Below are 20,651 nucleotides of genomic sequence, written 5' to 3' on the forward strand. Positions count from 1 at the left end.
ACACCTCCTTTGAGGTGTGAGGATGGTAGCCAGTGAAGACGAAAAGGCATGCGAAACACCTTCTTTCTTGAGGTGAGCCTGAAGCCTCGAGCTGTGATGTGACATGGCCAGCCACAGGGGATCGCTCCCCGAGCAGAGAACCTGCGTGAAAGACAGAAACGACAGCCCCGGCATCCATCACAGGATGTCGGGGCTGTCGTTTTTCCGTCATGAGCGACATCGCCTTTCAGAACCTTTCGCTATGAAGGGCGGTTTTCGTGGCTCGCGGTTATATCGCGTCGATGTCAGCCAATCACGGCGTTATTCTGTGCCGTACAGCAACGATGATTTGCCGTGCAGCGGCGATTTAATCGCTGCGCGGTATCAGGGCGATGGTTTACTGTCGAGAGGTGGACAACGCACGACGTCCAAGCAGTGATTCACGACACCCCTGACGTTATCGGACTCCTTCGGGTCGCATCCCGAGTCGCTCAAGCGAGAGATCACGATGATGGCTGTCATCACTGCTGGAATCGCCAGCCTTCCGGTCGATTCCCTGCTGAGTGCCAACAACGACAATATCGCGGGCCCCCTGATCGCCGACTGATCCGGGTGAGGGCATTCATGCTCCGGTCTGCAACTCAGGCAGATAGCAAGAAGGAGTTTCCCATGGCACTGACCAGTGGCCGCATTGATCGCCCGCACGATCGCTCTCACATGACATCCGGCTTTTCCTCCGATTCCCGCCGGGCGGGGGCTCGCTCGCTGGGCCCTCAGGCCGGCGAGACACGCCAGCCGCAGACCATCGGCTTCCTGTTGCTCGACAGCTTCACGCTCATCTCGCTGGCCTCGGCGGTCGAACCGCTGCGCATGGCCAATCAGCTGGCCGGACGTGAGCTGTATCGCTGGTACACCGTGACCCTGGAAGGCATGCCCGTGCGTGCCAGCGATGGTCTGCAGGTCACGCCGGATGTGTCGGCCGAGACCTGCCCGGCGCTGGACATGGCCATCGTCTGTGGCGGCGTCGGTATCCAGCGGGCGGTGCAGCGCCCGCATGTCAGCTGGCTGCAGGCCCAGGCGCGCGCTGGCCGTCAGCTGGGCGCCGTGTGTACCGGCAGCTGGGCGCTGGCGCAGGCCGGACTGCTGGAAGGTCACGAGACCAGCATTCACTGGGAGTGTCTGGCGGCCATGCAGGAGGCCTTCCCGCGCGTACCGCTGACCACGCGGCTGTTCTCCATCGACCAGCAGCGTGCCACCGCCTCGGGCGGCACCGCGCCGATGGACATGGTATTGACCATGATCGCCCGCGAGCATGGCCGTGAGCTGGCGGCGGGCATCTCCGAGATGTTCATCTGTGACCGCGTGCGCGGCGAGCAGGACCAGCAGCGTGTACCGCTCAAGCACGTGCTGGGCACCACCCAGCCCAAGCTTCTGGAAATCGTCGCGCTGATGGAGGCCAATCTGGAGGAGCCCATCGGTCTGGACGAGCTGGCCCACTACGTGGATGTCTCCCGCCGTCAGCTGGAGCGCCTGTTCCAGCGCTATCTGCACTGCTCACCGTCGCGCTACTACCTCAAGCTGCGCCTGACGCGGGCGCGTCAACTGCTCAAGCAGACGGCGCTGTCGATCATCGAGGTGGCCTCGGCCTGTGGCTTCGTCTCCACGCCGCACTTCTCCAAATGCTACCGCGAGTACTTCGGCATGCCGCCGCGCGATGAGCGTATCGGTGGTGAGCGTCAGCCCGGCGTGTCTGACGTGCCGTGTCGTGCCGATGTCGATCATCAGCTGCACGGCGTGGCCAGTCTGGAAGGCGTACTGCATGGTGCCATCCATCAGTCGCTGAGCCAGACGACTGCCTCCTCGCCGCTGCATACCGCCGCCGAATCGCCGGTGTCCTCGGCGATCCTGGCGCTGGCCAATGCGCGTGGCGAGCCAACCTACGCAAGCGTCAGGCTCTGATCGCCATACACCTGCGTGACGGGATGACCCCTCGATGCCCCTGCCCTTCGGCCGGGGCATCTTGGTTTTCACAGGAGCCATCGGCGGGCTCTGGTACACTCGAGCGCTGCATGAGGCAGTAGCTGACAACAAGGGCTGGGAGACGGGATGACCCGTCGTGATCAGCCACGACACGCGCGACAGGGGACGGCGAGGGATGGCACGAACACAGGGGCAGAAGACCCGCGATGGGCAATCGGCACGCCGCGGCGCGACACGCAGGCCGGCGGCGTCCGTGAAGATGCGCCCGATGGAGCGTCTGCGCTGGCTGGCGACATGGGCGATCAAGGTGCTGGGCTGCTGGATGGTCGCCTGCATCGGCCTGGTGGTGTTGCTGCGCTTCGTGCCATTGCCGGTGTCGATGGTGATGCTGGAGAAGTGGGGCTACAGCCTGGTCTCGGGGGCGCCGATGGCGCTCCAGCATGACTGGGTGCCGATGGAGAAGATTTCCCGCAATGCCCGGCTGGCGGTGATCGCCTCGGAAGACCAGAAATTTCCCGATCACTACGGCTTCGATGTCGATCAGATCGTCAAGGCCATCGATGCGCGCCTGGCCGGTGAACGGCTGCGCGGGGCCAGCACCATCAGCCAGCAGACCGCCAAGAATGTCTTCCTGTGGAACGGGCGCAGCTGGGTGCGCAAGGGGCTGGAGGTCTGGTTCACCATCCTGATCGAGGTGATCTGGCCCAAGGAGCGCATTCTCGAGGTCTATCTGAACGTCGCCGAGTGGGGGCCGGGGGTGTTCGGTGTCGAGGCCGCGGCCGTACATCACTTCAATACCGATGCCGCCAGCCTGTCCGCCTACCAGGCCAGCCTGCTGGCGGCGGTACTGCCCAATCCGATCCGCTTCAATGCCGGCAAGCCCTCGGCTTATATCCAGCGGCGTGCCAGCTGGACACGGCGCCAGATGAACAATCTCGGCATGGGCTATCTCAAGCGGCTGGAACAGCCGCGTGGCTGGTTGAGCTGGGACCTGCTGCCTTCGCTGAAGGAGCTGTCTCCCGCGCACTGACCTGACCAGCTTGACGGTACACCATCGGCTGTCCCACGACGCCCCGGCTCTCTCGAGTCGGGGCGTCGTCGTTTCAGAAACGACAGTCCTGACGCGATTCGGTAGCCACGCGTCGCATCTGGCGTCAGAGGGGGATGAGGGCAGGACTATGCTGGCACAGCCTGCTGGAGATCGTGTTCCGGCAGACCCTGTCCGCCGGGTACGGGCAGTGACCTGACTTCCAGAGCCGCCTGCCCAGCGCCGGAGCGACATGATGTCCGAATTCTCCTCCTCCTTCGGTGGGTCCGATGCGGCCCGCGCCCTGCACGATGACAGCATCGTCATCGATGGTCTGGTGATCGCCAAGTGGCAGCGCGAGCTGTTCGAGGACATGCGCAAGGGCGGTCTGACCGCGGCCAACTGCACCGTCTCGGTCTGGGAAGGCTTCCAGGCGACCGTCAACAACATCGTCAAGAGCAACCAGCTGATCGCCGAGAGCAGTGACCTGGTCTGCGTGGCGCGCACCGCCGCCGACATCCGCGCCGCCAAGGCCGCGGGCAAGACCGGCATCATCTACGGCTTCCAGAATGCCAACGCCTATGAAGACCAGATCGGCTATGTCGATGTCTTCAAGCAGCTCGGCGTGGGCATCGTGCAGATGTGCTACAACACCCAGAATCTGGTCGGTACCGGCTGTTACGAGCGCGATGGCGGCCTGTCCGGCTTCGGGCGCGAGATGGTCGCCGAGATGAACCGCGTCGGCGTGATGTGTGATCTCTCCCACGTCGGCTCGAAGACCTCCGAGGAAGTCATCCTCGAATCGAAAGTCCCTGTCTGCTACTCCCACTGCGCGCCGGCCGGTCTCAAGGACCACCCGCGCAACAAGTCCGATGCCGAGCTGCGCTTCATCGCCGAACACGGCGGCTTCGTCGGCGTCACCATGTTCACCCCCTTCCTCCGGGCTGGCGTCAACGCCACCGTCGATGACTACGTCGAAGCCATCGAGTACGTGATGAACCTGGTCGGCGAGGATGCCATCGGCATCGGCACCGATTTCACCCAGGGTCACGGTCAGGACTTCTTCGAGTGGCTGACCCACGACAAGGGTTACGCCCGTCGTCTCACCAACTTCGGCAAGATCGTCAATCCGGAAGGCATCCGCACCATCGGCGAGTTCCCCAACCTGACCGAGGCGCTGCTGCGTCGCGGCATGAGCGAGCACCAGGTGCGCAAGATCATGGGCGAGAACTGGCTGCGCACGCTGGAAAACGTCTGGGGCGGCTGAGTCTGCCTGCCTGGGCCTTTTCTGGTTCGCTCTTTCTTGATCGCACTTTCGTGATCTCTCTCCTGATCTCTTTCTTGATCTCTTTCTTGAACTCTCTTTTGCATCTCCCTTTCAGCCCCTTTTGAGGACACCGACATGAGCAAGATGGCCCCTGAACTGCCGATCGAGGTGGATAGCGAGACCGGCGTCTGGACCTCCGACGCACTGCCGATGCTGTACGTGCCGCGTCACTTCTTCATCAACAACCATGTCGCGGTGGAAGAGGCGCTGGGCGTGGAGAAGTACGCCGAGATTCTCTACCACGCCGGCTACAAGAGCGCCTGGCACTGGTGCGAGAAGGAAGCCGAGCTGCATGGCCTGGTCGGCGTGGAAGTCTTCGAGCACTACATGAAGCGCCTGTCGCAGCGTGGCTGGGGTCTGTTCATCACCGAGGAGATCGATCTGGAGCGCGGTACCTGCAAGGTGCGCCTGGAACACTCCTGCTTCGTCTATCAGCAGGGCAAGACCGGCACCAAGCTCGAGTACATGTTCACCGGCTGGTTCGCCGGCGCGATGGACCAGATTCTGGCCGCGCGTGGCAGCGAGCTGCGCACCGTCGCCGTGCAGACCCAGAGCGGCGGTGAGGAAGGCTGTGACGTGGGGTATTTCGAGGTCGCTCCCGGAACAGTGTGACGTTTTCGGATCCGCCACTCTCTATTCCATGGCTCGGGTCAAGGCCCAGGCCCGGCCCAGGCAAAAGGCAAAAGCCGGCTGCCCGATCCTCTCTCTGTCACGACACTCACCACACACACAACAACGACAACGCAACGCCTGAGCGCCGCCTTTCCTGACATGCAAGACGCCTGATGCCGCCCGCCGCCACGAGCCCCGACTCGAGGCGGCGGGCAGGCCAGGCCGGCGTGACAAGGCGGCGCTCTCCCCGGCGAGGAGCTTTCACCATGGCATTCGACGCACTCTTCCAGCCGATCGAGATCGGCAAGCTGACCATCCGCAACCGCGTCGTCAGTACCGCCCATGCCGAGGTGTATGCCACCGATGGCGGCATGACCACCGAGCGCTACGTGCGCTACTACGAAGAGAAGGCCAAGGGCGGGTGTGGCCTGTGCATCTGTGGTGGCTCCTCGGTGGTCTCCATCGACAGCCCGCAGGGCTGGTGGAGCTCCGTCAATCTGTCGACCGACCGCATCATCCCGCATTTCCAGAATCTGGCCGATGCCGTGCACAAGCATGGCGGCAAGATCATGATCCAGATTACCCACATGGGCCGTCGCTCACGCTGGGACGGTTTCGACTGGACCTCGCTGATGTCGCCGTCCGGTATCCGCGAGCCGGTGCACCGCTCCACCTGCAAGACCATCGAAGTCGAAGAGATCCAGCGCATCATCGCCGACTTCGCCCAGGCGGCGCGGCGTGCCAAGGAAGGCGGCCTGGATGGCGTCGAGCTGTCCGCCGTGCATCAGCACCTGATCGACCAGTTCTGGAGCCCGCGGGTCAACAAGCGCACCGATGAGTGGGGCGGCAGCTTCGAGGGCCGCATGAAGTTCGGTATCGAGGTGCTCAAGGCGGTGCGTGCCGAAGTCGGTGATGACTTCGTGGTCGGCATGCGCATCTGTGGTGATGAATTCCATCCCGATGGCCTGTCGCATGACGACATGAAGCAGATCGCGGCCTATTACGACGCCACCGGCCTGCTCGATTTCTTCGGCGTGATCGGCTCCGGCTGTGATACCCACAACAGCCTCGCCAACGTCATTCCCAACATGTCCTACCCGCCGGAACCCTTCCTGCATCTGGCCTCCGGCATCAAGGAAGTGGTCAAGATTCCGGTGATCCACGCCCAGAACATCAAGGACCCCAATCAGGCCGAGCGCATCCTGGAAGGCGGCTATGTCGACATGGTCGGCATGACCCGCGCGCACATCGCCGACCCGCACATCATCGCCAAGATCAAGATGGGCCAGCTCGACCAGATCAAGCAGTGCGTCGGCGCCAACTACTGCATCGACCGCCAGTACCAGGGCCTGGACGTGCTGTGCATCCAGAATGCCGCGACGTCACGCGAATACATGGGCCTGCCGCACGAGATCGAGAAGACCAGCGGTCCGGTGCGCAAGGTCATCATCGTCGGTGGCGGTCCGGCCGGCATGGAAGCGGCGCGTGTGTGTGCCGAGCGTGGCCATGCCGTGACACTGTTCGAGGCGAAGGAAGAGCTGGGTGGCCAGATCACCACGGCTTCCAAGGCGCCGCAGCGTGACCAGATCGCCGGTATCACCCGCTGGTATCAGCTGGAGCTGGCGCGTCTGAAGGTCGATCTGCGCCTGGGCACCCGCGCCGATGAAGCGACCATCCGTGACCTGCGCGCTGACGTGGTGATCCTGGCGGTGGGCGGCCGTCCGTTCATGGAGCAGTTCGAATCCTGGGGCTACGACGAGGACCCGGCCAAGAGCCTGATCGTCTCTTCCTGGGACGTGCTGGACGGGCGTGTCGCGCCGGGCAGCAACGTGCTGATCTACGACAGCATCTGCGAATTCTCCGGTGTCTCGGTGGCCGATTATCTGGCCACCAAGGGCGCCAGGGTCGAGATCGTCACCGATGACATCAAGCCGGGGGCGGCGGTCGGCGGCACCACCTTCCCGACCTATTACCGCAGCCTGTATGCCAAGGAAGTCGTGATGACCTCCGACATGGTGCTGCATGAGGTCTACCGCGAAGGAGAGGGGCTGGTGGCGGTGCTCGAGAATGAATACACCGGCACGCTGGAAGAACGCGTCGTCGACCAGATCGTGGTCGAGAACGGCGTGCGCCCCGATGAAGCGCTCTACTACGCCTTCAAGGACGGCTCGCTCAACAAGGGCCAGATCGACGTCGAGTCGCTCTACGCCATCAAGCCGCAGCCGTGCCTGAGTCAGGCCACCGACGGGGATGATTACCTGCTGTTCCGTCTCGGCGACTGCAATGCACCGCGCAACACCCACGCCGCCATCTATGACGCCCTGCGCCTGTGCAAGGATTTCTGATCGCGTCTGACACATCGGTGGGAGGTTTGGCTATGAACGAAACAGTGTTGTCGGTGTTGATCTTCGCCGCCTTGGCGCTGGCCGCCATCGGTGCGGTCAAGCGCATCGGCCTGTGGCGCCAGGGGCGGGCGGATGCCACGTCCATGAGCGTGGGAGAACTGATCGCGAGCCTGGCCAAGGTACCGCGCCGCTACGGGGTGGACCTGCACCACGTGGTCGCGCGGGACCGCTACATGGCCAACACCCACGTCGCCACCGGGGGTGGCTTCGTGGCCGCGGCGCTGCTGATGGTGGTGGTCTACGGCTTCGGCATCGACTCCGCCTGGCTGGGCGTCTTGCTGCTGCTGGCCAGCGGCGCGATGTTCGCTGGTGCGCTGTTCGTGCGTCGTCGTCGTCTTGACCCGCCGGCGCGCCTGTCGCGTGGTCCGTGGATGCGTCTGCCAAAAAGCCTGCTGGTGTTCTCCGCCAGCCTGTTCGTGATGAGTCTGTCACTGGTGCTGCCGGAAGGCGTCGGCGGCATGATCTCCGGCGGTATCCTCGGGCTGGTGCTGGTGGCGGGGATCGCCTGGGGGCTGCTCGAGATGATCGTCGGCATGACCGGTGGCGGCTCGCGCATCACCGGGCCGATGAAGCATGCCTTCGCGGGCGCGCTGCATCTGGCCTTCCATCGGCGTCCGGGGCGTTTCAGCACCCGTGACAGTGCCGGCATCCGCGACAGCGCGCTGCTGCCGCTGGATCTTTCCGATCCCGAGGCACCGCTGGGCGTCGGCAAGCCTGCCGACTTCAACTGGCGTCAGCTGCTGGGCTTCGATGCCTGCGTGCAATGCGGGCGCTGTGAAGCGGTGTGTCCGGCGTTCGCGGCCGGTCAGCCGCTCAATCCCAAGAAGCTGATTCAGGACATGGTGGTCGGCATGGCGGGGGGCAGCGATGCCGCCTACGCCGGTTCACCCTATCCGGGCGATGAGCCGAAGCGCGCGCCCGGTCAGCATGGCGGCGGCCCGCAACAGGTCATCGTCGGGGCCTCTCCGCATGCTCGTCCGGCAGGTCAGGCAGCGACTTCTGGGCCGATCCAGATCAAGGCGGCGCCGGGCGCTGCGGGCAAGCCGGCAGACGCCGACAAGCTGATCCACGAATTCACGGCACTGGTCGAGCCGGAAACCCTGTGGGCCTGCACCACCTGTCGCGCCTGCGTCGAGGAGTGCCCGATGATGATCGAGCACGTCGATGCCATCGTCGACATGCGGCGCCACATGACGCTGGAGCAGGGCGCGACCCCGGGCAAGGGCGTCGAGGTGCTCGACAACCTGATCGCCACCGACAACCCGGGCGGCTTTGCGCTCGAGGCGCGTCTGCACTGGGCGGCGGATCTCGACCTGCCGCGCATCGCCGAGGTTCAGGCCGCTCGGGAAGCGGCGCGTGATCCACGTCCGGTGGAAGCGCTGCTGTGGCTGGGCGATGGTGCCTTCGACATGCGCAACCAGCGCACGCTGCGCGCCTTCGTGCAGGTGCTGCGCGCGGCCAGGGTCGATTTCGCCATCCTCGGTGCCGAGGAGCGTGACAGTGGCGACGTGGCACGCCGTCTGGGTGACGAGGCGACCTTCCAGTCGCTGGCCACCCGCAATATCGCCACCCTGTCGAAGTATCGCTTCGCGCGCATCATCACCTGCGATCCACACAGCTTCCATGTGCTGGGACGTGAATATGTCGCCTTCGGTGGCGACTACCTCGTCAATCACCACACCAGCTACATGAACGAGCTGCTGGCGGCAGGTCGTCTGAGTCTCGATGCCACCAGACTGGCCACGCTCGGCTCGGTCACCTGGCATGACCCCTGCTATCTGGGTCGCTACAACGGGGAATTCGAGGCGCCGCGCACCTTGCTGGCGGCGCTGGGTCTTGAAGTGCGCGAGATGCAGCGCTCCGGCTTCCGCTCACGCTGCTGTGGCGGCGGCGGTGGCGCGCCGGTGACGGACATCCCCGGCAAGCAGCGTATCCCCGACATGCGCATGGGTGACGTGCGCGAGACCGGCGCCGAGGTAGTGGCGGTGGGCTGCCCGCAGTGCACCGCGATGCTGGAAGGCGTGGTGGCACCGGCGGGTGAAGCCGAACCCCAGGTGCTGGATCTGGCGGAACTGATGGCGCGGGCGCTGGTAGCGGATGCGTCCACTCAGGGCTTGTCCACGCAGGGCTTGGCGGCGTCGACCACGCAGACTACTGACGCGGAGGTGGCGGCATGACGATCCCCGTCGATCCACAAGCAACCGAGCATCCACACCCATCAGAGCATCCACACGCATCCGAGCGCGAGCCACTGCCACGCCGTGACCCGCGCCTGGAGCAGCAGGCACGCAATCGTCTGCACCCGCAGCATCTCAGCGCGCTGCAGGCGCTGGGCCGAGGCGCGGCCACTCCTCAGGAACGCTGGATGGGCCCGAAGGGCGTGATGCGTCGCAATCCGCATGTCGGGCACTTCATCGCCGCCAATGGCCGCAAACGCATCGATCGCAGTGGCCGCTCCGGGCCTGCCGCGGCAGGTGCCGGTCAGGCCGCGGTCGTTGCCAAGGCGCGCGTGCTGCCGCTGGTCGAGATCGCATCACCCGCCTTCCTGATCGCGGTGGTGCCGGACATGACCGGCGGGCGACTCTCGAGTCACGACCGCGATGTGCTGGGGCTGGCGCGTCAGATCGCCGATGCCGACCCCGCCCATCTGGGGGCGGTGCTGGCCGTCACCTTCGGCACCTTGCGCGAGGAGGGTGACGCCGCCGACAGTGTCGGACTCGGTGCGGCAGGTGCCGATCGCTGGCTGCACTTTGCCGACAGTGTCCACGATGGTTACGCGCCGCTGGCCCAGCTGGCGGAGCTTGAGGCCATTGATACACGCCTGGCACCACGGCTGTGGTTGCTGCCGGAATCCCGCACTGGCGGCGGTGAGCGTGGCCGACGTCTCGGGGCGCGCCTGCTGTGCACGGGCGATGCGCTGGCGCGGCCCAGCGGCAATGTCTATCAACTCGAGGGCGAGCTTGCGGCCATCGGGCGTGGCGAGCTTGCCGAGGTGAACGTCACCGGGCGCAGCGGCAATGGTCAGCAGGACCTGACCCGCGCGCTGACCCGTATCCTGCTGTGCGAGGCGGAATGCGCCGAGCCGGTGGAAGATGTGCGCCACGCCGCGCTGCCGCTCGAGTGGGAGGCGGACAGCACCGCGCGCGCCATGCCAGACGTGATCGAAGACCTAGGCCCGGTGGCGGTCGATCCCTCCGCGATCGCGCTGGGTGAGGCCGAATTCATTCTCTCGGCGGGCAACGGCATACGCGATTGGGATGGCTTCCACCGTGCCGCCAGCCTGCTGGGGGCCACCGAAGGCGCCTCGCGGGTGGCGGTGGATGACGGCTTCATGCCGCGTGCCCGTCAGGTCGGCGCCACCGGTACCTGGGTGACGGCGCGGGTGTACGTGGCGGTGGGCATCTCGGGGGCCATCCAGCATCTGCAGGGCATCCAGCGCTGCGACAAGGTGGTGGCGATCAATCTCGACGGCGGCTGTGACATGGTCAAGCGCGCGGATCTTTCGGTGATCGGCGATGCCGGGGCGATCCTCGCCAGTCTCTGTCAGCAGCTCGAGGCCGAACGCGGTGCCGGTGGTGACGCCCAGGCGGCAGGTGGTGCCTCGGCGGCGGGTCAGTCGTCTACTGCGCCCGCCATGTCCTCCAACCCGTCATCCAGCCCGTCATCCGCCACGCTTGCCGCCGACGCGGCCTGAACTCGCGCCTGCGACAGGAGAAAGGAGAAGGACATGAAGGCAGATCATTCGTCCATTGCGCAGCAGGCCTCGGAACCGCTTGAGGTCGTGAGTCTGGTATCGCTGGGGCAGCACCCGGTCTCGGGGCGTCTGCGGCGCGCAGAGCAGGATGCCCGCGCCCTGGAGCTGTGTCTGGCATTGGAGCGCCAGTCGGCACCCGGTGCCGTCAGCCTCAGCGCCTGGCACGCCAGTGGCAGCAAGATCGCGCCTGGCAGCGAGCAGGACCAGGCGCTGCGTGGCTATCTGGGCATGGGGCTGGAGTCGTTGACGCTGGTGACGCCTGACTCTCTTGGCGCTGATCCGCTCACGGCTGTCGATTCGTCGCTCACGGCTGTCGATCCGCAGGCGGCGGCTGCCGATCAACCGGTCATCGATGTCTGGCCGCTGCTGGTGACGCGCCTCAAGCAGGCGGCACCGCAGCTGGTGGTGTGCGGTGGCCAGAGTGAGACCGGCGAGGGCAGTGGCCTGCTGCCGCATCTGCTGGCGGAGAGCCTCGGCTGGCCGCTGGTGGAGGGCATCGTCGCAATCGAGAGCTGCGATGGCGCGCATCTCACCGCCTTGCAGGCCCTGCCGCGTGGCCAGCGGCGGCGACTGCGGGTGAAGCTTCCGGCACTTGTCAGCGTCGATGCCGCCGCGCCGGCGGCACGTCAGTCGGCCTTCGCGCAGGCGCGGCGGGGTGAACTTGCCGCGGTGGCAAGCGGCGAGCTTGCCCATGACGCGGTGGCGGAAACCTTTGCCATCGCGCCGGCTCGCAAGCGACCCAAGCGCTTGAAGCGCATCAAGGCGACCAGCGCGCGGGACCGCTTCAAGGCCGCGGCCGCCAAGGCCGAAGGGGGGAGCGGCAAGCGTCTGGATGGCGTGAGTGCGGAGGAGGGCGCGGCGGAAATCCTCAAGCTGCTGCGCGAGGAAGGCGTGCTGCGCTGAAGCTGCGCAGACATGAAAACGCCCCTGTCAGCTCGGCTGGCAGGGGCGTTTCGTCGTTCAGGCGTGTCATTCATCCCACTGCCAATCCTCGTCATCCAACGGCGCGGGCGAGGTATGTTCCTCGCTGCCCGAGGAGGTCTGACGGGTGGCCTCGCCGGCTTCGCGCTGGCGCATCGGCATGCTGTCGATCACCTGATAGATCTGGTCCGGTGCGACGAACCCCTCCAGCTGCATCTTCTTGCCACCGTCCTTGCCGATCAGGATGACGGTGAAGGGCGCGCCCTCGCGCAGCTGCATGGCATCACGCAGGGCGCGAACCTCCTCGAAGCTCATCGGTACGCCATCATGGATGCCGCGCGTGCCCATCAGCGTATAGAGCGTGACATCGCGCTGCTGCATCTCGCCACGCGTGGCGCGCAGCTCATCACGCTGGCGCTCCAGCTCACGGTCCTGCTCATCCGGCGCGACCAGCACCAGCGAGCGACGGTTCCAGGTCTCGCCCAGCAGCGGGTTGGCGGCGGGGTCGACGTTGGCGGCGGTCATGGTGGTGTCTACCGTGTCTGGTGGAGAGGGCGGTGGCGGCGCACCTGCGGAAGTCTCGGCGGGCGCATTCAGCTGCGGATTCTCATCCAGCAGGCTGAGGGCCTGGGCGGGGAGACTCGTGAACAGTCCGGCCAGCAGGCACAGACTCACTCCTCGGGCGAATGCTGCCCGGACAGCGATGTGGCGCGGCAACGAGCGGCGCGAGGGCGAAGACGGCGTATATCGGGACATGACAGTCCTCCGGCGGCGTGGGGCAAGAATGCAGGACAGTCCGGCATGGGACCGCAACGCAGGGGCCTGATGTCAGGTTATGTCAGTCTGCACCAGTTTGCCGACCTTGTGCAGGCGGTTTGTGTGGTACTGCACGGGGGGATATATCAGCGGTAACTGCACGGACATGACGCCTGCTGTCTGACAGGATGGCTGCCAGATGAGGGAAAGTGTCTGCATGATCTTTCTCGGGCAACTCGGTGCTTGTATGGGTGTCCAGCTCACAGGAGGCCTGCCATGCGGGGCTTGGTGGTCTTTGCGTTGCTCGTTTGCGACAGTTGTATCCAGAGTTATCCGAATGTTTTTCAAACAGTTACACGAAAGATTGAACATCCGGCCGTGGTGTCCGTCTGAGTTGGTGTAATCACTTTTTGATGATCAATGAATGACTGGAGGTTGCAATGAAACGGATGACTGCATACATGACGGCTGCCCTGATCTCTGCGGGCATGATGTCTGCGCCGGCGTTCGCTGCTGACGCACCGGCCCAGGGTCAGGCTCCTGCTCAGGCGACACAGGCTCAGGCCGGTGACTTCAGCGATGCGCAGTTGGAACAGTTCGCTGCTGCCTCTCAGGAGATCGCACGCATTTCCCAGGATTTCGCCGGCAAGCTGCAGGAAGCTGACGACGAGACCGAAAAGCAGAGCGTCCGTCAGGAAGCCAATGACGAGATGGTCAGCGCGGTCGAGGACTCCGGTCTGGAAGTCGCGACCTTCAACTCCATCGGTCAAGCGGTGCAGAACAACCCGGACCTGATGAAGAAGGTGCAGAAGCTGGCTCAGGAAAACTCCTGATCTTGCCTGGATGACGTTCGGGTCATCCAATGAAGACGCCGCCCCCGGTTGCCGGGGGCGGCGTTTTTTTGTGCTCATGATCCGTCAGCGCCGCATGTCAGGCGCCGGTGACCGGTCGGGCGAGCGCGTCCTGCGTCTTCCTTTCCTGCATCAGACCACGGAACAGCGAATAGCACATCACCAGCAGTACCAGCGTGAACGGCAAGCCTGTCGCGATGGCACCGGCTTGCAATGAGCCGAGTGCGGCACTTCCCCCGCCGTACAGCAGGGCACCGGCAATCAGTCCCTCCATCGCCGCCCAGAAGACTCGCTGGCTGACCGGCGCATCCACCTTGCCGCCGGCAGTGATCGAGTCGATCACCAGTGAGCCGGAATCCGAGGACGTGACGAAGAACACCAGCACCAGCAGGATGGCGATGAAGGACGCCACGCCGGACAGCGGCAGGTTGTCGAGCATCTGGAACATGGCCAGTGACACGGAATCGATGCCGTTGGCCAGCGCGCCGACCCCATTGATGGCCTGTTCCAGTGCCGTGCCCCCGAAGACGGACATCCACACGATGGTGACGAGTGTCGGTACCAGCAGCACGGCGGTGACGAATTCGCGCACCGTGCGGCCGCGCGAGACACGCGCGATGAACATGCCGACGAACGGCGACCAGGAAATCCACCACGCCCAGTAGAAGACGGTCCAGCCGTGGAACCAGCTCTCGTCCGGGCGATCGATCCAGTTGGACAGCGGCAGCAGGTATTGCACATAGCTGAGTGTCGTGGTGCCAAGTCCCGTGAGGATGGCCAGTGTCGGCCCGAAGATGAGGATGAAGATGATCAGTACGGCGGCGATGATCATGTTGATGTTGGAGAGCAGCTTCACCCCGCCGTCCAGGCCACGACTGACCGAGTAGATGGCGACCAGGGTCACCAGGATGATGATCGCGATCTGGGTCGGCAGGCCATCGCCGATGCCGAACAGGTAATCCAGCCCCGAGGCCGCCTGAGCGGAGCCCAGCCCCAGCGACGTCGCCAGACCGAAGATGGTCGCCAGCACGGCCAGAATGTCGACGACATGCCCCATCCAGCCCCAGGTGCGCTCACCGAGTATCGGGTAGAACGCCGAGCGGATGGTCAGCGGCAGGCCCTTGTTGTAGGTGAAGAAGGCCAGCGACAGGCCCACCACGGCGTAGATGGCCCAGGGATGCAGGCCCCAGTGATACATGGTGGCACCCAGCGCGGCGCGTGCGCCCTCCGGCGTGCCGGCAGGCGCATTCAGCGGCGTGCCGTACCAGTCGGTGTAATAGGCCACCGGCTCGGCGACGCTCCAGAACATCAGACCGATGCCCATGCCGGCGGCGAACAGCATCGCGAACCACGAATGCGTCGAGAACTCGGGAGTCGCCTTCTGGCCGCCCAGGCGCAGCTTGCCCACCGGGTGAATGATCAGCAGCAGGCAGAACAGCACGAAGAGGTTGCCGGCCAGCATGAACAGCCAGTCGCCATGTGCGATGGACCAGGCCTTGGCGCCGCCCAGGGCACTTTCCGCGCCCGCGGGGAAGACGATGGCAAACAGGATGAAGCTGACGATCAGCACGGCGCTGATCGCGAAGACGGGGTTATGCACATCGAGACCCATGACCTGGACATTGTCCTGGCCGATCTCGTAGTCCGTGTCATACGGATTCGATGACATGTGGTGACCTCATGTTGTTATTGGTGTCGCCATCCGAGCAGGGCGGGTGGGGCGAGTCGAGGCGTTGTCGCGGGTGTCTCCCGTGGCTGCGATGAGGGAAGGGGGTGGAGTGGCAATCCGGAGCGCGGTGCGAGTCTGACTGCGGGGCAGGTCGCCGCCGGGCCTCGGTGATTGTGTGAGGGCTGGGCGAGGGCGAGTTAGCTGGATACGACGCCGACATGTGCGTGACTGACATGCGAGGCGATTCGGCGGGGGAGGCGGTTGTCGCGGCTCTGCCCGCTTTGTAGATTGCGATCTACAGTGAAGGAACCTGCCCGGCGTGACGGACCTGCCGGACAGCGCCCACCTTCACGCAGGCGCGTCCACGGTCCAGCCAGGCCGTTGTCTCGACCGCACGCTCCGCCAGTTCATAACGATAACAATGTGGTGCCGCCATGACGCCTGAGACCCTGACCGAGCCGACCCCCGTCGCTCGTCGCCGTTCGCGCAGCCAGTTGCGCGGCCGCCCGCTGGATGCCGAGGCCTGGGCCGAGGTGCAGCGCCTGCTGGGTGATGCCCCGGCGCAGCGTGACCTTCTGCTCGAATATCTGCATGTGCTCAATGATGAGGTCGGTTACCTGACGCTGGCCCATCTGCGCGCGCTGGCCGAGTGGATGCGCCTGCCGATGGCCGAGGTCTACGAGACGGCCACCTTCTATGCCCATTTCACCGTGATTCGCGATGGCGAGACGCCGCCTGCGGCACTGACCGTGCGCGTCTGTGATTCGCTATCCTGTCAGCTGGCCGGCTCCGCGGCCCTGCGCGCCGGTCTCGCCTCGGGTCTGGACCCCGCACAGGTGCGCGTGCTGCGGGCACCCTGCATGGGGCGCTGCGACAGTGCGCCGGTGGCGGAGGTCGGGCATTGCCATCTCGGCCATGCCGGCGTGGAAGGTGTCACGGCGGCGATCGCCGAGGGCCATGTGCATGCCGCGCCGGCCGCGAGTCTCGACTATCCGCGGCTGGCGGAATATCGCGCCAGTGGCGGCTATGGGCTGCTCGCCGCGCTGGAGGGCGGTGAGGTCAGCATCGATGACCTGGCGCAGATGATCGAACAGGCCGGTCTGCGTGGCCTGGGCGGAGCGGGCTTCCCGACGTTTCGCAAGTGGGGCTTCGTGCGTGCCGAGGCAGGGCCGCGCTATTGCGTGATCAATGCCGATGAGGGCGAGCCCGGCACCTTCAAGGACCGCTGCTATCTGGAGCGTGAGCCGCACACCTTTCTCGAGGGCGCGCTGGCCAGTGCGCATGCCATCGAGGCCGAGGCGCTCTACCTTTACCTGCGCGACGAGTACCCGACCCTGAATGACGTGCTGCGCGAGTGCATCGCGGAGCTGGAAGCCGCAGGCATCGTCGCGCCCGGCTTCATCCATCTGCGGCGTGGCGCCGGTGCCTATATCTGCGGCGAGGAATCGGCACTGATCGAGTCGCTGGAAGGCAAGCCCGGCAAGCCGCGCCAGCGTCCGCCCTTCGTGGCCCAGTGCGGGCTGTTCGGACGCCCGACCCTGGTCAACAACGTCGAGACGGTCTACTGGATCGCGCGGCTCCATCGCGAAGGGCACGCGCCATACGTGGCAGCCGGACGCCAGGGGCGTCAGGGGCTGCGCAGCTTCTCGCTCTCCGGGCGCGTCAGACGCCCGGGCATGTACCTGGCACCGGCCGGCATCACGCTCAATGAGCTGGTCGAGGAATACGGCGGCGGCATGGCCGAGGGCCATCGCCTGCGGGCCTATCTGCCCGGTGGGGCCTCCGGCGGCATTCTGCCGGCCAGCAAGGCGGACCTGCCGTTGGACTTCGACACCCTGCAGGCCCATGGCTGCTTCATCGGCTCGGCCGCAGTGGTGGTGCTGTCGGACCAGGATGACCTGGCGGCGGTGGCACGCAATCTGATGAGCTTCTTCATGGATGAGTCCTGCGGCCAGTGCACGCCGTGCCGCGTCGGCACGCGCCAGATGCTGGCGGCGCTGAGCGGCGATGAATGGGACGAGGCGCTGCTGACGCGCTTGTCGCAGGTGATGATGGATGCCTCGATCTGCGGGCTTGGCCAGGCCGCGCCCAATCCGGTGCTCGGCCTGCTCAAGGACTTCCGGGAGACCCTCGCCAGCAGTGGGGTGCACTTGATCGCTACGAGCCATGCGGCTGACACCACGGGAGGTGAGGCATGAATGCGCTGACAGGGTTGGGCAACTCATCCGCGGATGATCAGCCGCTGCGCGAGGATGGCTTCACCATCACGCTGGATGGTGCCGAGGTGACGGCCTATCCCGGCGAGACGCTGTGGACGATCGCCAGGCGTGCCGGCGAGACGATTCCCCACCTCTGCTACAGCGAAGCGCCGGAGTATCGCGGCGATGGCAACTGTCGCGCCTGCATGGTCGAGATCGATGGCGAGCGCACCCTCGCTGCCAGCTGCATCCGCGAGGCGCGGGCGGGCATGGTGGTGCGCAGTGCCAGTTCTGAGCGGGCGGGTGCGGCGCGCGCGATGGTGGTGGAGCTGCTCGCCGCCGACATGCCAGCCGAGGGCCATAACCCCGATGTCAGCAGCCACTTCATGGCGATGGCCGAGCTGCTGGCGATGGATGTCGGGCGTGCTCGCGAGACGCTGGGCGGCGCCCGCGAGACGGTCCGCGAGTGGCTGGGGGATACGGCTGAAGAGTGGCTGCCGACGCCGGCCAGCGCTCTCGATCACTCCCATGCCGCGATGGCGGTCAATCATGACGCCTGCATCAGCTGTGGCCTGTGCGTACGCGCCTGTCGCGAGGTGCAGGTCAATGACGTGATCGGGCTGGCGGGGCGTGGCAGCAATACGCGCATCGTGTTCGATCTCGAAGACCCGATGGGCGACAGCACCTGCGTCGCCTGCGGCGAGTGCGTGCAGGCCTGCCCGACCGGTGCTCTGATGCCTGCCGCCCAAGTGGATGAGCAAGGCCATGGCGACAGCGCCGCCGTCGATGCGCGCGTCGCCTCCGTCTGCCCGTACTGCGGCGTGGGCTGTCAGCTGGAGTATCAGGTCAGTCGGGGCAGTGGCGAGGCGTTGAGTGCCGAGGGGCAACCGGTCGCGACCCTGGCGGATGCCCAGCAGGGCATGGCGGACGGCGACTCCCTCAAGACTGACAAGCGCCGGCAGCGCGTCGCGGATACGCGGCTGGACAACATCATTGCGGTCAGTGGCCGCGACGGGCCCTCCAACCATGGCCGGCTGTGCGTGAAGGGGCGCTTCGGCTTCGATTATCCGCGTCATCCGGCGCGCCTGATTCGCCCCCTGATCCGCCGTGACGGTGTGGCCAAGGGGCTGGATGCGAACTTTGACCCTGCCCACCCGCTGACCCACTTCCGTGAGGCCAGCTGGGGCGAGGCCCTCGAGGTCGCGGCCGAGGGACTCATGCGCCTCAAGCGAACGCATGGCCCCGATAGCCTGGCGGGCTTCGGCAGCGCCAAGTGCACCAACGAGGAGGCGTGGCTGTTCCAGAAGCTGGTGCGCACCGGCTTCGGCTCCAATCATGTCGATCATTGCACGCGGCTGTGTCATGCAAGTTCAGTGGCGGCGCTGATGGAAGGCGTCGGCTCGGGCGGCGTGAGCGCCTCCTTCATGCAGGCCGAGCAGTCTGATCTCATCGTGCTGACCGGCTGCAATCCGGGCGTCAATCATCCGGTGGCCGCCACCTTCTTCAAGCGCGCCGCCAGGCGAGGCACGCGCATCGTGGTGATCGACCCGCGTGCGCTGGCGCTGCGGCGTCATGCTCATCGCTCGATCCAGTTCACGCCGGGGGCGGACGTGGCGCTGTTCAATGCCATGCTCAACGTCATCATCACCGAAGGGCTGGCCAATCAGGCCTATATCGAGGCGCATACCGAGGACTTCGCCGCCCTGGCCGAGCACGTCACGGCATTGACGCCAGAGGCGATGTCGCCGCTGTGCGGCGTGGCGGCCGAGGAGATTCGTGCCGTGGCCCGTGAGTACGCGACGGCCGAGCGCGCGATGATCTTCTGGGGCATGGGCATCTCGCAGCACACCCACGGCACCGACAATGCCCGCTGTCTGATCGCGCTGGCGCTGGTGTGTGGCCATGTCGGGCGTGAAGGCACCGGCCTGCACCCGCTGCGCGGGCAGAACAATGTCCAGGGCGCCTCGGATGCCGGGATGATTCCGATGGTCTTCCCGGATTATCAGCCGGTGGGTGACACGGCGGCGCGCGCGCGACTGGAAGCGCTGTGGGATACGCCGCTCTCGGCCACACCGGGCCTGACGGTGGTGGAGATCATGCACGCCATCCATGCCGATCAGATTCGCGGCATGTACATCCTCGGCGAGAATCCGGCGATGTCGGATCCGGATCTCGATCACGCGCGCAGCGCGCTGGCGCATCTCGAGCATCTGGTGGTGCAGGACATCTTCGTCACCGAGACGGCGCAGTTCGCCGATGTGGTGCTGCCCTCGTACGCCTGGCCGGAGAAGGACGGCAGCGTCACCAACACCAATCGCCAGGTGCAGCGCGGACGGGCGGCACTGCGCGCCCCGGGAGAGGCCAAGCCGGACTGGTGGATCACCCAGCAGCTGGCGCGGCGCATGGGGCTTGCCTGGGATTACGCCGGGCCGCAGGAGATCTACGCCGAGATGCAGCAGGGCATGGATTCCCTCGACAACATCGACTGGGCGCGGCTGTCCGAGGAGAACTCGGTGACCTACCCGTGCCTGACGCCGGGAGGCGAGGGTGAGGATGTGGTGTTCGGCGATGGCTTCCCGCGCGCCAGCGGTCGGGCCCGCTTCGTGCCGACCTGGCCCACGCCGCCGGATGAGACGCTGGATGACGACTATCCGACGGTACTGACCACCGGCCGTCAGCTGGAGCACTGGCATACCGGCTCGATGACGCGCCGCGCGTACGTGCTCGACAGTCTGGAACCTGCCGCCGTGGCCACGCTCAACCCCGTCGAGCTGGAGCGACTGGGGATCACGGCGGGGGAGGCGCTCTCGATCACCACGCGGCGCGGTCAGATCACGCTGGCCACCCGCGCGGACCCGCTGACGCCGGCCGGCATGGTCTTCGTGCCATTCTGCTACGCCGAGGCCGCCGCCAACCTGCTGACCAATCCGGCGCTGGACCCGGTGGGCAAGATCCCCGAGTTCAAGTACGCCGCCTGCCGCCTGGCCAGAGCCGAATCTGCTTCGGCCAGTCTGGACATGTGAACGCGAGGGGAGGTGAGAGGAGGAGAGGGAAAGGAAAGGGCAGGGCCCGTCTGGCGCAAATGCCTATGGCAGTGGCGCTGGCGGATACGCAGGGCGTGCCTCGGTCTGACCAGAATGTCGGAGACGGCTCGCCGCGCGTTTCGGCTATC

13 protein-coding genes are annotated in these 20,651 nt (G+C 65.7%); 11 read left to right on the forward strand and 2 right to left on the reverse strand.

Going from position 1 to position 20,651, the window contains the following annotated elements; all coding sequences use genetic code 11:
• The first annotated feature begins 648 nt into the window (after nt 1-648).
• The 8 genes from QD172_RS14635 to QD172_RS14670 all read left to right on the forward strand — a co-directional run bounded on the left by QD172_RS14635 (nt 649) and on the right by QD172_RS14670 (nt 11,987).
• Complete coding sequence (locus QD172_RS14635; RefSeq protein WP_240499605.1) at nt 649-1,938, forward strand: GlxA family transcriptional regulator; 1,290 nt, start codon at nt 649-651, stop codon at nt 1,936-1,938.
• 196 nt (nt 1,939-2,134) lie between these two features.
• The gene (gene mtgA / locus QD172_RS14640; RefSeq protein WP_279856140.1) at nt 2,135-2,989 is read left to right on the forward strand and encodes a monofunctional biosynthetic peptidoglycan transglycosylase; all 855 of its coding nucleotides are present in this window, start codon (nt 2,135-2,137) and stop codon (nt 2,987-2,989) included.
• 253 nt (nt 2,990-3,242) lie between these two features.
• Entirely contained in the window at nt 3,243-4,253 is a 1,011-nt protein-coding gene (locus QD172_RS14645) for a dipeptidase (protein WP_279856141.1), read from the forward strand.
• 135 nt (nt 4,254-4,388) lie between these two features.
• On the forward strand, nt 4,389-4,925 hold the full coding sequence (locus QD172_RS14650) for a DUF5943 domain-containing protein (protein ID WP_043333737.1): 537 nt from the start codon (nt 4,389-4,391) through the stop codon (nt 4,923-4,925).
• A 266-nt stretch (nt 4,926-5,191) separates the two neighbouring features.
• Nucleotides 5,192-7,270, forward strand: a complete 2,079-nt coding sequence (gene dgcA / locus QD172_RS14655) for a dimethylglycine demethylation protein DgcA (protein ID WP_279856142.1) — start codon at nt 5,192-5,194, stop codon at nt 7,268-7,270.
• A gap of 32 nt (nt 7,271-7,302) precedes the next feature.
• Nucleotides 7,303-9,507, forward strand: a complete 2,205-nt coding sequence (locus QD172_RS14660) for a (Fe-S)-binding protein (protein WP_279856143.1) — start codon at nt 7,303-7,305, stop codon at nt 9,505-9,507.
• Nucleotides 9,504-11,024: an electron transfer flavoprotein subunit alpha/FixB family protein gene (locus QD172_RS14665; RefSeq protein WP_279856144.1), complete on the forward strand. Its 1,521-nt coding sequence runs from the start codon at nt 9,504-9,506 to the stop codon at nt 11,022-11,024. Before QD172_RS14660 ends, QD172_RS14665 begins: the two co-directional genes overlap by 4 nt.
• Before the next feature lie 33 nt (nt 11,025-11,057).
• Nucleotides 11,058-11,987, forward strand: coding sequence for an electron transfer flavoprotein subunit beta (locus tag QD172_RS14670; protein WP_279856145.1), 930 nt, complete (start codon nt 11,058-11,060; stop codon nt 11,985-11,987).
• Nucleotides 11,988-12,053: 66 nt separating this feature from the next.
• Here the strand turns inward: QD172_RS14670 and QD172_RS14675 are convergent, their stop codons facing one another.
• Entirely contained in the window at nt 12,054-12,761 is a 708-nt protein-coding gene (locus QD172_RS14675; protein ID WP_136939039.1) for a DUF4174 domain-containing protein, read from the reverse strand.
• 440 nt (nt 12,762-13,201) lie between these two features.
• Between QD172_RS14675 and QD172_RS14680 the strand changes: the two genes are divergently transcribed.
• On the forward strand, nt 13,202-13,594 hold the full coding sequence (locus QD172_RS14680; RefSeq protein WP_077379061.1) for a DUF4168 domain-containing protein: 393 nt from the start codon (nt 13,202-13,204) through the stop codon (nt 13,592-13,594).
• Nucleotides 13,595-13,691: 97 nt separating this feature from the next.
• On the opposite strand, the gene QD172_RS14685 is transcribed toward QD172_RS14680, so the two are convergent.
• Entirely contained in the window at nt 13,692-15,281 is a 1,590-nt protein-coding gene (locus QD172_RS14685) for a BCCT family transporter (protein WP_279856147.1), read from the reverse strand.
• A 434-nt stretch (nt 15,282-15,715) separates the two neighbouring features.
• Here QD172_RS14685 and QD172_RS14690 point away from each other — a divergent pair, with 434 nt between their 5' ends.
• Both QD172_RS14690 and QD172_RS14695 read left to right on the forward strand, forming a co-directional pair.
• A complete protein-coding gene (locus QD172_RS14690; protein WP_279856148.1) occupies nt 15,716-17,479 on the forward strand; it encodes an NADH-ubiquinone oxidoreductase-F iron-sulfur binding region domain-containing protein in 1,764 nt (587 codons plus the stop codon).
• A complete protein-coding gene (locus QD172_RS14695) occupies nt 17,476-20,502 on the forward strand; it encodes a molybdopterin-dependent oxidoreductase (protein ID WP_279856149.1) in 3,027 nt (1,008 codons plus the stop codon). The genes QD172_RS14690 and QD172_RS14695 overlap by 4 nt, the downstream gene beginning before the upstream one ends.
• The last annotated feature ends 149 nt before the right edge of the window (nt 20,503-20,651 follow it).

The sequence above is a fragment of the Cobetia sp. 10Alg 146 genome (assembly GCF_029846385.1).
GTDB lineage: Bacteria > Pseudomonadota > Gammaproteobacteria > Pseudomonadales > Halomonadaceae > Cobetia > Cobetia marina.

Coding starts and splice junctions, on each gene's coding strand:
- QD172_RS14635 (WP_240499605.1), top strand. CDS start 649: ATGGCACTGACCAGTGGCCGCATTGATCGCCCGCACGATCGCTCTCAC.
- QD172_RS14645 (WP_279856141.1), top strand. CDS start 3,243: ATGTCCGAATTCTCCTCCTCCTTCGGTGGGTCCGATGCGGCCCGCGCC.
- QD172_RS14675 (WP_136939039.1), bottom strand. CDS start 12,761: ATGTCCCGATATACGCCGTCTTCGCCCTCGCGCCGCTCGTTGCCGCGC.
- QD172_RS14670 (WP_279856145.1), top strand. CDS start 11,058: ATGAAGGCAGATCATTCGTCCATTGCGCAGCAGGCCTCGGAACCGCTT.
- QD172_RS14665 (WP_279856144.1), top strand. CDS start 9,504: ATGACGATCCCCGTCGATCCACAAGCAACCGAGCATCCACACCCATCA.
- QD172_RS14660 (WP_279856143.1), top strand. CDS start 7,303: ATGAACGAAACAGTGTTGTCGGTGTTGATCTTCGCCGCCTTGGCGCTG.
- mtgA (WP_279856140.1), top strand. CDS start 2,135: ATGGCACGAACACAGGGGCAGAAGACCCGCGATGGGCAATCGGCACGC.
- QD172_RS14690 (WP_279856148.1), top strand. CDS start 15,716: ATGACGCCTGAGACCCTGACCGAGCCGACCCCCGTCGCTCGTCGCCGT.
- QD172_RS14695 (WP_279856149.1), top strand. CDS start 17,476: ATGAATGCGCTGACAGGGTTGGGCAACTCATCCGCGGATGATCAGCCG.
- dgcA (WP_279856142.1), top strand. CDS start 5,192: ATGGCATTCGACGCACTCTTCCAGCCGATCGAGATCGGCAAGCTGACC.
- QD172_RS14685 (WP_279856147.1), bottom strand. CDS start 15,281: ATGTCATCGAATCCGTATGACACGGACTACGAGATCGGCCAGGACAAT.
- QD172_RS14680 (WP_077379061.1), top strand. CDS start 13,202: ATGAAACGGATGACTGCATACATGACGGCTGCCCTGATCTCTGCGGGC.
- QD172_RS14650 (WP_043333737.1), top strand. CDS start 4,389: ATGAGCAAGATGGCCCCTGAACTGCCGATCGAGGTGGATAGCGAGACC.